The sequence below is a fragment of the Archaeoglobaceae archaeon genome, assembly GCA_038734275.1.
Classification (GTDB): domain Archaea; phylum Halobacteriota; class Archaeoglobi; order Archaeoglobales; family Archaeoglobaceae; genus WYZ-LMO2.
In genome coordinates this window covers 17,232-31,981 of sequence record JAVYOO010000003.1, presented here as the reverse complement: position 1 = coordinate 31,981, position 14,750 = coordinate 17,232, and the positions used below count along the sequence as shown (strand labels likewise).

The 14,750-nt window shown below is 41.6% G+C and carries 13 protein-coding genes and 2 tRNA genes; 3 read left to right on the top strand and 12 right to left on the bottom strand.

Annotation, left to right across the window (positions count from 1 at the left end):
• Genes QXI54_04780 through QXI54_04765 form a run of 4 tightly spaced genes read right to left on the bottom strand, consistent with a single transcriptional unit; the run spans nucleotide 1 to nucleotide 5,070 of the window.
• A complete protein-coding gene (locus tag QXI54_04780; GenBank protein MEM0302468.1) occupies nucleotides 1–1,137 on the bottom strand; it encodes a DUF401 family protein in 1,137 nt (378 codons plus the stop codon).
• Between the two features lie 8 nt (nucleotides 1,138–1,145).
• Nucleotides 1,146–3,440, bottom strand: coding sequence for a phosphoribosylformylglycinamidine synthase subunit PurL (gene purL / locus QXI54_04775; protein MEM0302467.1), 2,295 nt, complete (start codon nucleotides 3,438–3,440; stop codon nucleotides 1,146–1,148).
• A gap of 4 nt (nucleotides 3,441–3,444) precedes the next feature.
• Complete coding sequence (purS, locus tag QXI54_04770; protein MEM0302466.1) at nucleotides 3,445–3,687, bottom strand: phosphoribosylformylglycinamidine synthase subunit PurS; 243 nt, start codon at nucleotides 3,685–3,687, stop codon at nucleotides 3,445–3,447.
• 48 nt (nucleotides 3,688–3,735) lie between these two features.
• The gene (locus tag QXI54_04765) at nucleotides 3,736–5,070 is read right to left on the bottom strand and encodes a CHASE4 domain-containing protein (protein MEM0302465.1); all 1,335 of its coding nucleotides are present in this window, start codon (nucleotides 5,068–5,070) and stop codon (nucleotides 3,736–3,738) included.
• Nucleotides 5,071–5,495: 425 nt separating this feature from the next.
• Here QXI54_04765 and QXI54_04760 point away from each other — a divergent pair.
• Nucleotides 5,496–5,568, top strand: a tRNA-Ala gene (locus QXI54_04760).
• A gap of 49 nt (nucleotides 5,569–5,617) precedes the next feature.
• On the opposite strand, the gene QXI54_04755 is transcribed toward QXI54_04760, so the two are convergent.
• Nucleotides 5,618–6,232, bottom strand: a complete 615-nt coding sequence (locus QXI54_04755) for an acylphosphatase (GenBank protein MEM0302464.1) — start codon at nucleotides 6,230–6,232, stop codon at nucleotides 5,618–5,620.
• Between the two features lie 998 nt (nucleotides 6,233–7,230).
• Nucleotides 7,231–8,121, bottom strand: coding sequence for an ornithine carbamoyltransferase (argF, locus tag QXI54_04750; protein MEM0302463.1), 891 nt, complete (start codon nucleotides 8,119–8,121; stop codon nucleotides 7,231–7,233).
• 176 nt (nucleotides 8,122–8,297) lie between these two features.
• Between argF and QXI54_04745 the strand changes: the two genes are divergently transcribed.
• On the top strand, nucleotides 8,298–8,903 hold the full coding sequence (locus QXI54_04745; protein ID MEM0302462.1) for a MarC family protein: 606 nt from the start codon (nucleotides 8,298–8,300) through the stop codon (nucleotides 8,901–8,903).
• 13 nt (nucleotides 8,904–8,916) lie between these two features.
• Here the strand turns inward: QXI54_04745 and QXI54_04740 are convergent, their stop codons facing one another.
• The 4 genes from QXI54_04740 to QXI54_04725 all read right to left on the bottom strand — a co-directional run bounded on the left by QXI54_04740 (nucleotide 8,917) and on the right by QXI54_04725 (nucleotide 9,725).
• The gene (locus QXI54_04740) at nucleotides 8,917–9,126 is read right to left on the bottom strand and encodes a TFIIB-type zinc ribbon-containing protein (GenBank protein ID MEM0302461.1); all 210 of its coding nucleotides are present in this window, start codon (nucleotides 9,124–9,126) and stop codon (nucleotides 8,917–8,919) included.
• Between the two features lie 150 nt (nucleotides 9,127–9,276).
• A complete protein-coding gene (locus QXI54_04735) occupies nucleotides 9,277–9,426 on the bottom strand; it encodes a hypothetical protein (protein ID MEM0302460.1) in 150 nt (49 codons plus the stop codon).
• On the bottom strand, nucleotides 9,413–9,541 hold the full coding sequence (locus QXI54_04730) for a hypothetical protein (protein MEM0302459.1): 129 nt from the start codon (nucleotides 9,539–9,541) through the stop codon (nucleotides 9,413–9,415). The genes QXI54_04735 and QXI54_04730 overlap by 14 nt, the downstream gene beginning before the upstream one ends.
• Before the next feature lie 110 nt (nucleotides 9,542–9,651).
• Nucleotides 9,652–9,725 (bottom strand) — tRNA-Met (locus QXI54_04725).
• Nucleotides 9,726–9,865: 140 nt separating this feature from the next.
• Between QXI54_04725 and QXI54_04720 the strand changes: the two genes are divergently transcribed.
• Nucleotides 9,866–10,786, top strand: a complete 921-nt coding sequence (locus QXI54_04720; GenBank protein MEM0302458.1) for a hypothetical protein — start codon at nucleotides 9,866–9,868, stop codon at nucleotides 10,784–10,786.
• Between the two features lie 2 nt (nucleotides 10,787–10,788).
• On the opposite strand, the gene QXI54_04715 is transcribed toward QXI54_04720, so the two are convergent.
• A complete protein-coding gene (locus QXI54_04715) occupies nucleotides 10,789–12,123 on the bottom strand; it encodes an MATE family efflux transporter (protein ID MEM0302457.1) in 1,335 nt (444 codons plus the stop codon).
• A 67-nt stretch (nucleotides 12,124–12,190) separates the two neighbouring features.
• Nucleotides 12,191–14,728 (bottom strand): hypothetical protein, encoded by a 2,538-nt coding sequence (locus tag QXI54_04710; GenBank protein MEM0302456.1) that lies wholly within the window; start codon nucleotides 14,726–14,728, stop codon nucleotides 12,191–12,193.
• Nucleotides 14,729–14,750 lie beyond the last annotated feature (22 nt).

Sequence of the window (14,750 nt, the reverse complement as noted above, 5' to 3'; positions counted from 1 at the left end):
CTATTGGAGCGCTAAAATGGCTAAGATTCCCAAAATTAGCACTATAACTGGTTTTAGTAATATCAAGTAACACTTATACATGTCAGCTTTAAAAAATTGAACCGTAAGGGCAAAGCAGAGATGAAAAGGCGAAAGTATAACACCTACGAATCCGCCAAGAACTAAAAGCATTAGATTGCTCGGCTCTCCAACTGATCCAAGAAAAACTGGCAAAACAATCGAAGAATAACTTAGCTCTATGCCAGTTGAAAAGCCCACGAGAAAAGCCAACAAGAACAGGATTATGGGAGTTGGTAAATTCGACAACTCATTGGAGATCTGCTGGGCGAGATTGCTAATTTCTATTATGTTTTTGTATCCCATAACCGCAAAAACAAGGATTATGAGTCTCAGATCGAGTGCTTTGGCAACGAACATTTTTAGATCCGAAAAATCTGGTCTTTTATCGAGTAAAAGCAGTGCAATTGCCAATGCAACTCCGAGAATAAGATTTCTCGTGGCTAAATAAATCGCTATTAGGGTCAGAATTGGGTATAGCGCTAAAATACCGTCTCTCAAATTTTTCGGTTTGAATGAAACTTTGAGCCCGTTTAAAAGTATAAATCCCGCAAAAAACGAAAAAAGAGAGATTGGAAAAACAATAGAAGCATAGTAGCCGTAATCCTTTCCCAAAACTGCCAATGTTATAATGACTGATGGATACAGTGGCCATATAGTAGTCCAGACGTGCCTAAACCAGTAATTGATAACTGTGAGCCTTTCTGCAGAAATTTTATCACTTTTTAGCATCGGTAAAAGCATCGTTGCTGAGACAAGAGCTCCAGCGGGCATAGGAATCAGTCCCACGATAAGAGGGATCAAAGCCAAGCTCAGGGCACCGAAAGAGGAGCTGAATGAGTTAGATAATCTCTCCAGAAAGCCAAAATGATCCATCGATTGAGCCAAAAAGTATGTTAGGATTAGCAAAATCAGGACTTCAAAGCTTTGGAGCTGAAAGTAACTCTGAAACAGGTCTATCGATAACCCAACAGTCGAGAAGCCAAGAAAAAGCGAAGCAACTAACAATGCAGAACCTATTCCAAGTTTTCTCGCAAGAATCAAGGCTATTAAAACCGAGAATAAGAGTGTGATTAGCATCCAAAAAATCAGACGAGAAATCTAACCATTCCAGTTCTCCAAACTTTCTCAGCGTCATCCAGATCGCACGAAAAGCTTCCAAAGTCAAGCTTATTCCCTTCACTGTAGCCCAAGTGCTCTGCTTTAAGCCCTTTACCCCTTAGAAAATCAAGATAGCTTTCCAGATCTTTTTCGTCGATCTCAACAAGCCATCTCGTGTTTGACTCCGAGAAAAGCTCAATGAAGTTTAGTTTCCTGATGGCTTTAAATCCGATCCCCAGTCCAAAGCTCATCTCTGCAATAGCAACCGCAATTCCTCCTTCAGAAACATCATGGCAGGCTTTAACGTCGAATTTATTGAAGGAGTCGAGCAGAGCGTTTGAGTAAGCTTTCAAGCTCTCAGGTGAAGTTTTCGGAACATTGTAGCTCTCGAATCCCATAACTTTTGAATAAAGGCTTCCTCCAAACTCTTTCTTTGTTTCACCCACAAGAACAACCGCTCCACCCTTGAAGAAGCTATCCTTAACCTTTCTAATGTCATCAACTATTCCCACACCTAAAAGCGTTGGAGTAGGAGGAATTGCTGAAAACTTGGTTTCGTTGTAAAAACTCACATTTCCGCTAACGCATGGCAATCCAAAATTCTTTGCCATCCATCCCAAGGCTTTGACGCTCTCAACAAATTCCCACATCCTGTCTGGCTTTTCTGGGTTTCCAAAGTTCAGACAATCAACGTAGCTGTGCGGTTTTGAATTTACTGCAACAAGGTTTCTTATGAGCTCGTCAAATGCACTCGCTGTGCCCCAGTAAGGATCTGCTTTTGTCAGCCATGGGTTTATCGCTACCGCAATCGAGAGGCCGCGGTTCGACTTCGTTGGCTTCATGACTGCAGCATCTCCATGGGTTTCAAAGTTAACTCTGCCCTGCAAAGGCTTAAGCACTGTGCAAGCCCGAACTTCGTGATCGTATTGCCTTATAATCCAGTCCTTGCACGCTACATTCGGATGTGAGAGCATTTTTATAAAAACACTACGATAGTCCCTTGGTTCAGGAATTTCTGGCTCGATCTTTGGCATAGGCTTTGCAGTGTGAGTTCTGCAATACTCCACAGCCCCTACGATGAATTCGATCTCCATCTCGTAGATCTTGTAACCCTTGTAGAATATGCGAAGCATTTTATCTTCAGTAGTTTTTCCTATGACCGATGCAGGTAGATCCCACTTCTGAAATACGTAGAGCACTTCATCGACCTTCTCTGGTTTTACCGTGAGCATCATTCTTTCTTGGCTTTCAGAAACCCATATTTCCCAAGGAGCCATGCCCTCTTCTTTAAGCGGAACCTTATCAAGATGGATCTCTGCACCGAATCCAGCTGAAAAAGCCATTTCTCCGACTACACAACTCAATCCTCCGCCACCAAGATCCTTCAGCCCAGTTATAAGCCCCTTCTCAACGACTTCGAGACAGGCATGGATCAAAGGCTCTTTAATTATCGGATTACCAAGCTGAACCGCACTTCTTTCCTCCTCGCTTTCTTCGCTAAGCTCTGCTGAGGCAAAGGTGACGCCATGGATTCCATCTCTACCTGTTTTTCCACCAACAAGAACAAAAAGATCTCCAACATTTCCCGCTTTGCTTGGAACAATTTTGTCCTTTTTAGCAATGCCAACACAGCCCACATTTACGATGCAGTTGGTTAAATATGCCTCATCAAAGAAAACCATTCCTGAAACCGTGGGAATGCCAACCCGGTTTCCGTAATCCCTTATACCAGAAACAACCCCGCTGAGCAGATACTGTGGGTGTCTTACACCTTTGGGCAGTTTCTCGTATGGTGTATCGAGATTAGCAAAGAACAGCGGATCAATCAAGGCTATTGGCTGTGCACCCATACAAAGAACATCTCTAATTATACCACCAATCCCAGTAGCAGCACCTCCATATGGCTCTATAGCTGAGGGATGATTATGACTTTCGATCTTTATCACATAGGCATACTCTTCGTCGAATTCAACAACTCCCGCATCTTCCTTGATTGCAGAAATCACGTATGGATAACGTGAGTAATCGTCGACCAAAAACTGCTTCAGGAAATACTTTGAGCTTTTATAACAGCAATGCTCACTCCATGCCTGCCCAAGAGATTGCAATTCGATATCATAAGGATTTCTGCCCTTTCTTTTAAAGTATTCTCTGATGAGCTTCATTTCCTCCAGATTCAGCCCTAAACCCATCTTTTCGCTTATCTCAACAAGCTCTTCATCCTTTGCCTTGATTAATTCAACCTCGTAAAGCTCAAATGGAACATCGACTTTTTTAAACATCAAATCACCCGATCCAGTTAATCCTGAACTTCTGGATTACGGGATTTGCAAGGAGCTTTTCGCACATTTCTCTTATTTCCTTTTCAGCTTCTTCCTTATTTTTTGCATCGATCTCTATTCGAAACACCTTTACGGTTGAAACCTTTTTAACCCTCTTAAATCCGAGCAATCGCAAAGCTTTGAGAGTTGATTCGCCTTCTGGATCTGCAACACCTTCTTTCAGCTCGATGTAAACGTCAGCAATCATAGAATTGCATTCAGCTCTCAGATTAAAAACTTAGTGAAAAATGAAATTTCAGGCTTTTGTGTTTCGTGAGTCCACTGCTACTTTAGGGTTAGGAAATCTCATTGCTATCGTATCTGAATCGATAAGTTCAACTCTGCCACGATACTTTTCCACGAGTTTTTTCACTATGAATAGTCCAACCCCCGAACCTCCTTCTGTGTAAATTTCCTTGAATACCTTCTCTCTTACAGTCTTCGAAAAACCTTTACCGTTGTCGCAAACCTCTATTAAGATTTCATCATTTTTTAAAACCTCTACAACAACTTTGCTGGCTTTTCCATGTCTTATCGCATTCTCAATCAAATTGCTAAAAACCACATAGATGCCCTCATCAGCTAATACTTCAGCATCACCCCTTGTTTCAATCTGGATCGGGAATTTGTCCCGTAATTTTTCGATAACCTCTCCGATGCGCATCGCCTTCAATTCTCCGCCTTCAAGCTTTTTTATAATACTAATAATATCCATCGCTCTATCAAGCTGTTTTTCTGCTCTTTCGAGGTTCTCCAAGCTCATCTCGGTTTTGCAAGCGTCAATATGCATACTCAAAGTTGTAAGAATGTTTGCGAGATCGTGCCTCAGAATCCTGAGTAAGAATCTGATCTCTTCCTCATCCTTTGCAACTCTCTGTAGCATAGAGGTTATACTTTCAGCAAGATTTTCCAGTTCTTCAACCCCTTTCAACTCAATCTTATCTCCTGGTTTGGCACTGCTAACAAATTTATCGAGTTTTAAAATTCTCGATATCAGAGATCTGTCCACAGCAAAGATTGCGATTAGATAAAAAGAGAAAGTAATAACAGAGAAGGAGAAAATAAAAAGAAGGATGTTTTGAATATGAGCCGAGTAGTATGGATTTAGTGTTTCGATTTCGAGATCTATCTCTCTTCCGAGTATATCTCTAAGTGTAAATTTTGCAGTGATAACCTTTCCATAGCTTTCGGGAATATTTTGCCCGATAAGGACTCGTGCATTAAGAACTCCTCCGATTTCGCTCATCCATTTTTCGTCAAATATTCTACCCACTAAAAGATAGCCTCTTGGTTCTCCACTTAAGTCGCTCTTTAAAATTGGTTTCGAGGATATGGCAACGATACTGCCATCAAATTCTAAAAAACCCGTTTTGTTTATCAATTCACGGCTAAAAAACAATCGAGGAATTTCCTTTTCTTCCCAGTTTGCATCGTAGAACTTTGAATAAACAACACTTCCATTATCATCGAAAAAGACCATTAGATTTATTCTCGAGTTTCTAAAACCGCTTTCACCAAGGTTGGAGATTATATACTCTTGATCTTTGCTCTTAATGAATTCATACGTATCGTCCCAAAAAGCCCAGTCCATGTCAAGAATTTTATTTAAAATTTCTATTTTTTCTTTTGCATAAATTTTTGCAAGATTTTCCGTTGAATCTCTCTATTGAAATTGTGGAATAGCTCAGAACCAGAAACAACAACAGAGCGACTGGAATCGCGATGATGAATAGTTTCTCCCTCGCTTTCATAAAGACTAACTTCTTGGTAACTCAAGAGTAAAAAATTTTGCTAAAAAGAACGATTACTTATCTAAGTGATTTGATCTTCTATGATTGCATACGGGACAAAAAGGATGAGGCTCGAGCGAACACCTGAAATAGAGTTTATTTAATACTCTAAAACCCAAATCCTGGTTTTTAGATACTAAAAATGATACTGAGTTTAAGAATGTCGAATTGCTAAACTGCTAAACTCGAAAGTATTTTTAACCCCAAGACAGCAAGACAGCATGTCGGGCCGGTAGCTCAGCTGGTAGAGCGCCGTCTTGGCATGGCGGAGGCCTGGGGTTCAAATCCCCACCGGTCCATGATTCGTGGCATTCCGATATTTTCGAACGACAAACGTTAAAAACTACATTATTCCGGCCTTCTCAAAGCATCCTCAATTCTTGAAATCCTCGAATTTATTTCCTTAAGGTTTGTTTCCAGATAATCCCTGAAATCAGATCTCAGTATTTCAAGCTTCTCATTCGTCTCATCGAGCTTCTTTCCGAGTTCCTCCCTTGTCTGATCCACTTTCCTTCCCACTTCCTCTATTTTCCTTCCGAGTTCCTCTCTTGTCTGATCAACTTTCTTTCCAACTTCCTCTATTTTCTTAATCGTCTCGTCCTGTTTTTGCAGCATCAAATCCTGCCTTTCAAGCATCTTAACTCCAACCTGGACAATCTTCGAAAGCTGCGAAGTGTTGAAGCTCGCTCTGCACTTCTCAATGTCTCTAACTCTGCCTTTGAACTCCTCAACGCTTATCTCCTCTACCACAGCCATTTCTGGTTTATTGCTTTTCACGAATTCAACGAACTGCTCCAGCTGCTCCTTTTCGCCGTCAATGAGAACGATTAAAGCTTCTTTCCCATCGATTTTAACATTTCTTACATCGAAGCATGGGATGAAAAGCGAATCGGCTTCTTCAAGAAGAAACAGGCGATAGCCAACGTCGTGAACCCTGCCCCTGATTGTGATCCTGATCGCCATAAAAGAATTTTTTATAAGTCTTTAAAACTCTTTCCATGAATATTTTAATTACCCGTGAAGATCATGGAACCGATCTTATGGTTAAACGTATTCCGTTCGCTTTCTTCATAACAGAACTTCACAAGCCAAGGATCTTTGTTGAACTGAGTCCACAAAGGAAAGTCCTTTTCCGGTTTCTGTCAAGCTCTGGCTTCCTACTTGTAGTAAAAGACAAGGCTTTCAGGTGTAAAGACATGGGTCTTATATACAATCGTATAAATGAATATGTAAGAGAAAGGTCGTTCCGGTATCTCTTCCCAGAGGGCTTGTAAGGTAGACAGAATCTTTTCTTCGAGAAGCCCTGAGATATAGAGCTGGACTGGTTGCTCTATTCGAGGATCATCAACTTGCTGGAGGGTGTATGGTTTTGGTTCGGTGGAGCCGTGAAGCTATAAAGATGATGCCGGATCCGATCTTTCAATGGCCTTTATATTGCGCCACCAGAAGGTTTGCCTTCTGAATTTAACCTCGCCTTTAGAATTAACCCAATCGTTCCTAAATCCTCTAATAGGTTCGCTTCTAAGGAGCCCTTGCTATTCAAGCTTACTCTACCTTTTCCTAACAGCATTGTAACATAGGCTTGGTTAAAGATTCTTTTAAGTTATCCAGAATAGTCTGAAATGCTAGGTCCCAATCCTCTAAGTTTCGCTCTCAAAGCAATCTAAGGGATTACTGTGACGAAAGTGAATTTGCGCTGATATCCCTGGGCGAGGAGGAGATAAAGTCGATGCCTAAAGGGTCAATATCAGCAATTCTGGAGCTTTTAGATCGAAAAGCGTAGAAAGTGTTCCAGTTCTCAAATACTTCACAGAAGATCTTTTGCCTGTAAAAAGCGACAGGAAGATAAAAGAGCTGCTTGAGATAAAACTTGAAAGTCTACGAGTATAGATTGAAAGCAAAAATGAGACGAGATTTTAACTACGACACACAATAGATTAATCCAAAAATAAACGAATTATTTAGCTCAAAAACTTCAGCAATATCGCCTTTTGCATATGCAATCTGTTCTCAGCTTGTTCGTAGATCACTGAATTTTTGCTTTCTATGACTTCATCCATGATCTCTTCTCCTCTGTGCACGGGCATGCAGTGCATAATTATGGGATCATTTGCTAATTTAACGATCTCCATCGAGATTTCGTAGCCCCTGAAATCCTTAAGTCTCTTCTCCTTCTCCGCTTCCTGCCCCATTGAAACCCATACGTCAGTGTAAAGGACATCAGCATTCTCAACAGCCTTTTTGGGATCTCTCTCGATCCTCACTTTACCGCCGATTTCCAGCGCTTTAGAGAGCAACGCGGGTTCATAGCCCTTTGGACATGCTACGACCATTTCAAGCCCAAGAATTGCTGAAAGCAGAATCAAAGAGTTGCAGACGTTGTTTCCATCTCCGAGCCAAGTGATCTTTGCGTTCAGACCTTTATGCTCATAAATCGTTAGCAAATCAGCAAGAACTTGACAAGGATGCTCCAAATTGCTCAAACCGTTTATTACGGGTATAGAAGAGAATTTAGCCAATTCAACAATTGTTTCATGCCTTCTTGCCCTGATCATGATCCCGTGGACATATCTGCTCATAACCCTTGCAGTGTCCTTTATCGGCTCCCCTCTGCCAAGCTGTAGATCATTCCAGTTCAAATAAAGCGCATTTCCGCCAAGTTCGAGCATTGCAACCTCAAAAGAGATCCTTGTCCTCGTTGATGGCAACTCAAAGAGCATTGCAAGAGTCTTGTTCTTCAGCTTCTCATCAAAAATCCCCTTCTTTCGATCATTCTTTAGCTTCACTGCAAGCTTCAGCAATTCAAGAATTTCCTCTTTGCTCAGATCTGCAATGGAGATCAAATGCCTCATGCCGAAACTTGGCTATTTGCTAATTAAACTTTCCGTTAGTGTAGGAACTGTGGCAGAGATAATTGCCAAAAAACTTTTGGCATTTGGAATTTAGTTCATTACTTGCTTAGGCTCAAAGTTTATCCTAAAGCTCAAAAAAGAATTTATAAAGCTACTCTATACCAGCAACGAGAGATATGGATGCGATGCTGATTCAGATTGTTTCGATTACTGGTCAGATCTTTGCGGTTCTGAACCCAGTAGGCGTAATTCCGACTTTTCTATCACTAACCGAAGGTATGAACCCCGCAAAAAGGCACCAGATCGTTAGAAGATCTATGTTGACAGTTTTAATGCTTGCGATCGTTCTTGCCATTGGTGGAAGCCTGATTCTCGATTTCTTCAGAGTCAGCATTTTTAGCCTGCAAATCGGTGGTGGAATTCTTTTAATGGTAATTGCAATAGATATGCTCAGTGGATTGCCAAGAACCAAAGCTGTAGAGAGCGAACAAGAGATTGCAATTGTGCCGATTGCAACACCGCTTCTCTTAGGCCCGGGAACGATGACAACTATTATCGTGCTATCAAAAACAGTTTCGATGCTCTCTCTGATTATAAGCGTCTTTATCGTTGTTTTGCTGGCTTATTTACTGCTTAGATACTCAGAACTTCTGATAAAAATCCTTGGAATAAACGGAATAAGAGCAATAAGTAGATTTATGACAATAATAATCGCCGCATTCGCAGCTCAGCTTCTCTATGGTGGTTTCACGGGCTGGATGAGTTCTTGGGGTCTTATTTAAGGGTGAACAGAACTTATCTACCAAAATCTTTCTTTTTTGTTTTCTCCTCATCTTTCTCCAACTTTTTTTCTTCCAGCATCTCTCTGTATTCGCCCTCGGTCATTTCAAGGATAAAACTTCCAATATAACCGCATTTCCTACAGCGGTATTTTCCAGTGTAGCCTCCAGTGTCGAGATCGATTTCGTTGGAATTACATATCGGGCAAACAAGCATTTTCTTCATGAGTAAACTTAACCCATGGGAAGATAAACCTAATCCCGAAATTATCCTTTCTAATCAGCATTTCTCCGCGGGTAGATCGTTCAGATCTCTTAAAAAAGTGCTATAGGTGAGAAAATTACGTATTTTAGGGTTCCATTCCTGAAAAGCTAATCACTCGAATTCAGAACCTTTATGCCTTTGACGATCAGCTTCAATGACTGCAAGCTCCGGAATTGCAGTCTTTACGGAAAGCTCAATCTTTTCCCATCCTCCTTCTTTCAGCAGAATCATTGCAAGTGCTGAAGCGTCAAGAACGGTCACGATCTTCCCTCACAGAAGATGCAGAAAAGCCCCGCTCAACTCCTTTTCTGTTGCTCAAAATCTCCATTGCCTCCTTTATGCTCTTTTCTCTTTCAAATTCGTTTATTCTCTGCATTATGAACTCCCTTATTTCCTAACTCCAGTTCATGTCCACACTTTTTACAATTTCTTTTCGAGTATTTAAAACGTTAAACTTTGCTTCCGTGCATCTAACCTTCGAAAATATGCCGGGGGCGGGATTCGAACCCGCGACCTACAGATTATGAGTCTGTCGCCCCAACCAGCTAGGCTACCCCGGCTTAAGTAAGCATGGACTTTCAACTTATAAAGATTTTTGATTTTACGGGATCTTAGGGAGACGATTTAAAGCAAAAAAGGAGTTCTAAAGAAGTTAAGCTATGTCCGAACAAATTTTATATTCCGCCCTTAAACTCCACTCATGGCTCGAAAACTTGAGAAGAGATCTGCAAGGATCCTTGCGTTAATACTCGCATTCATCATGCTCGGCTCTGTTTTCGCATACATGTCTGGCGGTTCAAAGGTTGAAAAAAGAGAAGTCAAGCTTTATATGGCGGATTTTAGGGAATGGGCTGATTTCGCCCCTGAAGGGGGGCTTTTTTACTACTTCAATCTTACCGAGTTAAACAATCTCATGAAGAAGCTTGGAAAAAATGATCCGCTTGTTAATTTCACTGAGATGGGTGCAAGTGATGCCCTCAGCACTGGTTACCTTCACAGCAGTATAGTTCAGTTCACGCATCCAATAAAGGAATTCGTTTATGCAAGCTATGGTGGTTATCCAGTTTATTTTATTGATGAGAATACCTCAAAGGTTTATTTTGCAAGTTCGGGTGAATACACCATCGGGAATTATAAAATGCAGGTTTCAAAATTCGGTGTGGCTATTATCACTGAAATCTCGCCACTTATAGTTGGGCATTATTCTCTCGTAGCAGAAATAGCAGAAAATGCCACAACAGGCAATAAAACTGGAATCAGCAATTACCTCTCAAAGCTCAACGAGACCTATGCCTTTGCATTCTTCACCCATGGAGACCTTGCTGGACAGATTTTCAGGATGAATCAGACAAACGAGAGCATTGTAGACTTCTTCTTCCAGGGCTTCAGATATAACTTCACATCACAGCAATACGAGAAGGTCTGGGGAGCGCACTTCACCCAGAACTACTTCTTTACCGAGATTAACGAGACTGAAAAGGACTTCGAGTATTACTACTTCGAGAACTTCGAAGATGGTTTCAGCATCGCCATAATGGGGGACAAGAACTTTACGAAGGTTCTCGATGCGAAGCCAAACGTTATGGGGCTCATCATAAAAGAAGTCGAAAGTCCTGAGTAAGTTCAAACTTTCGACATCTCAACCCTAATCCACGAGAAGGCAAAAATAGCTGATATAGCATCTCCAAACACTACGCCAAGCAAAACTCCCTCGAATCCGATTCCAAACTCCAAGGCAAGAAAATAAGCCAATAAAACCTGAATTGAGACCCTAAGAAGTGTTAAAGCTAAAGCTTTCTCTCCCTTGCCCATTCCCTGAAAAGTCGAGCTTGTTGCGATGCCAATCGGAGCGAAGAGAAGTATGAAGGCTAAAATTCTCAGCGAACTCACAAGACCATCGTAGATCAAAAGGCTCTCTTCAGTATAGGCAAAAACGTAGGAAATTTGCGGAGCGAAGAGTAACAGGAATGCAAGTATTAAGGTGTTTATCCTTATAGTGAGCTTCAAGGCATAGTAATAGGCTTTTCTGAGATTTATCGCATTCCTTGCTCCATAAGAAGCACCTGAAACCGCTGTTAGGGCGCCAGAGATTCCAAAAAGAGGAATAAAACCGATCTGCATGAGTCTCCAGACAGCGGTGTAGATCGCAATCCCTTCTTCGCCTCCAGTTGCAAGAATTATCCGATTTATGAAAATGAGCGACGCTGACATTACAATCATGCCAATCGACGCGGGAATTCCAACTCTGAACAAATCAAAAGCCATCTTCCAGTTCCATCTACCAAAAGAGGGTTTAATATGGCTCTTACCATTGTAAAACCAGTAAATGAATACAAGCGAGGAAACGAAGAGCGAGATGACGCTTGCATACGCAGCGCCAGCAACTCCAAGCGAAAGAACGTAGATGAGAACTGGATCGAGAACTATGTTCAGCGTTGAACCCATGACATTTGCAATCATTGCCCTTTTTGCATTCCCCTCGCCATTAAGCAAGCCAGCGCTTACGCTGTTGAAAACAAGCAAAAAGGAACCGAGAACCATTATGCTTCCGTATTCAATCGATAGCCTCAGAACCTCTTCTTCCGCTCCAAGAATTCTTAGAGCAGATTCAAGATTGAAGATTAGGCTCATTATCAACACTGAGACGAATACAGCCATTGCAAATGCGTGCATTGCAACCATTCTTGCCCCCTGTAGATCCTGAGCGCCGATTTTTCTTGAAATAGCAGAACTTGAAGCGACGCTTAACCCGAAAGATAGGGCAATAAAGATCATGAAAAGTGGGAAAAAGATCCCGAGGGCTGCAAGCGCATTCGCTCCAAGTCCCGCAACCCAGATCCCGTCTGCGATGTTGTAAAGTGTGAAAACTACGTTGTTGACTATCATCGGTGCGGAAAGCTTAAGCAAAGCCCTTCTTGGGCTTGCAGTGAGAATCTCAATCCCTTCTCTTTCCTTCACTCCAGAAATCGCATCAGCCCTTGTTTAAAAAAGTTGCCAATTATTTCTGCTTTTAAGCTTATAGAGTTCATTCAGCCTTTTCCTCCTCTACTGCTATTCCTGACTGCCTTAAAGCTTCCTTAACCTTATCTTCAAGCTCGGATTTGCTCAACTCGCCATCGCTTGCTTTGAGCGAAACTTCAATCTCAAAAGAACTGAATTTTCCCTTCAGAAAGTATACGAGCTTTACCACATCGGAAATCTTCGTTGGAGGGACTTTTAATCTGTATTCAATGGATTTTATTGTTTCTTCACGGATTTCTTTCTTAACAGGTTCCCTCTCTTCTTTTTCTTTCTCTTCCCTAGGCTTTTCTGTTATCTTTTGTTCCTTTTGTTCAACAAAGAGCTCGGGCTTAATTATAATCTCCTCTTCTCTCAGCTCCACCTTCGGCTCCTTCTTAATCGCTACGAACTCAAGCTTTTCGCCCGTTAGATAGCCAAAGCCAAAAAGCCCCGCTTTAACGCCCTCTTTGACACCTTCGATGAATCCTTCTTTCGTTAAAATCCTGAGCTCTCCTGGTGTCGTAAGAAACGCTCTGTAAAGCTTTGAAATTTCAAGATAATCTCCCCTAAGAAATCTGTCCTTCAAAAGCTTTGCTGAGATTTTCTCGATGATCTCTCCTTCCCCCTTCAACCTCTCAAAGATTTCGCTTTCAAGTTCCTTCTCGCCGTATGACGGTATTCCGAGATCTATCTCCCTGAATCCATCCTTCTTTGGCAGATACAAACGCCTATACAACCGCCTTAGTTCCTCATAAATTCTGTTCTCGAAATCCTTCAGCTTCTCCTGTAAAACTTTTCTCTGCGAATCTGTAAGCCTTAGCATTCTATCATCCTTCAAAGACCTTAGAGCAATTAAAGTCCTCAAAAATCTTGAAAAATGCTCTTCGTAGCCTTTATCTCTGCAAAGGAATATAAGAGTGTTCCTGTAAACTCTCGGAGTCTCACCATTTCTTTCCACAAACTCTTGCTCGGGTTTTTCTTCCTTTAGGATTACAAGCTTGAGATCCTCAGTATCGGGAATATCGCGGGAAGATTTAGGATGGATTATAATTTTGAACCTGCTTGCCTTTTTTAGAGCATCTTTTAAGATTTTGAGCTCTTCTTCATAGATCTTCTCTTCAGTGACATTTTCTTCTCTCGTTACGATTATGCGATTCAGGTTTGGCTGGTTAGTGAAGTAAAAGCCCTCATCGGACAAATAGAACAGCTTTTCTCTAATACCATTTATTACGGTGTCCACCACGTTGCTTGGAAACTCAGGATAGCAGACACTCAGCTTTATTTCACGAACATTAACTCCTTTTTCACCTCTTCCAGAAAATGAGGTCATGAATATCGTTGTTGCAACCGCAGTTCCAAGTCTGTAAGCCGAGTAAGAAGCTCCAAGGCTCTTATCGACTTTTTTTGATCCTGAATCGTTTGAAGTTATGTCCTGAGCAACTACACTGTCCCACTCTTGTCCTATATGCTTGATCAGCTCCCTCCTTACTTCGTTGTTGTTTAGATCGAAATCCGCAAGACGAATGAAGGGAACATTTTTGTCAACAAGGTTATGGATCACAAGCGACAACAGCCTTAAAACTCCTCTTGTCCTCTGAAAGGTTGGAAATGAGCCCCATCTTTTGTAAAGAACGTCTATTACTTCGGGTTTGAATGGAAAGCTTTTCAAAAATCTTTCCCTGTAAGCTGAAATCTCGTCGTTTGTGAGCAAATTTTCCCTCTTTGCGTAGTCTATGAACTCCTCTACAGCAATTCCGACTTCTTTTTCATCAACCCAGCTGAATAGTCTTGCTCTAACAACCTGCTCGATTTCGTCGTCTTCAACCGGATTGTAGATCTTTTCCATCCTTCCTGCGATTTTCTGTAGCTGTTGGAAAGCCCTTTCCGCATTTTCATCGTAGTGCTCAAGAACGCTTGATGGCAAAGTTATCACAAGCATCGCATTACCTACGCTTGCAACTGCAGACATCAGCTCTTGCAAAAAGGCAAGTGTTTGAGCTCCAAGATTTGAATCTCCCACTTTAATAGCGGATGCTTTTGTTATGTATTGCAGCACTTCATCCATAAGGATTAACAGTGGTGAGTTTTCGGAAATGAGTTTTATCAGCTTTTCCTTGCCCGGTGGTGCTTCTCCTCTTGCTATATCGATCTTTCCAGTTAACTGCCTTTCAAATTCTTCCCAAAGTCTAACTTCAGCGCTAAGCGCGGTTCCATCAAATACCAGAACTTTTGCATTCCACTCCCTTGCCCTGTGATATAAAGCTATAAGAGCATGTGTTTTTCCTCCGCCAAAAGGAGTTTGAAGCTGAACAACCGCATCCCCTGTTTTGCCAAGAAGCCTGTTTTTAGCAACTTCTATCAGATTCTTAAGCCCTTTTGTTAGATAAGTTTTCCTGAAGAAAAGTTCAGGATTTCGATACTCTGGCGGAGCGTTACCAAATGCAACCTGCCAGAGATCTGCTGCAAAAACATCCATTGTAAGCCTTCCTTCAAGAATGTCATCATGAGGTCTTACAATCTGCGTGAAGGGTTTCATGAGCTTCACCTTCCCTCCCTGGATCAAAAATTTTTAATTTCCTACTTTA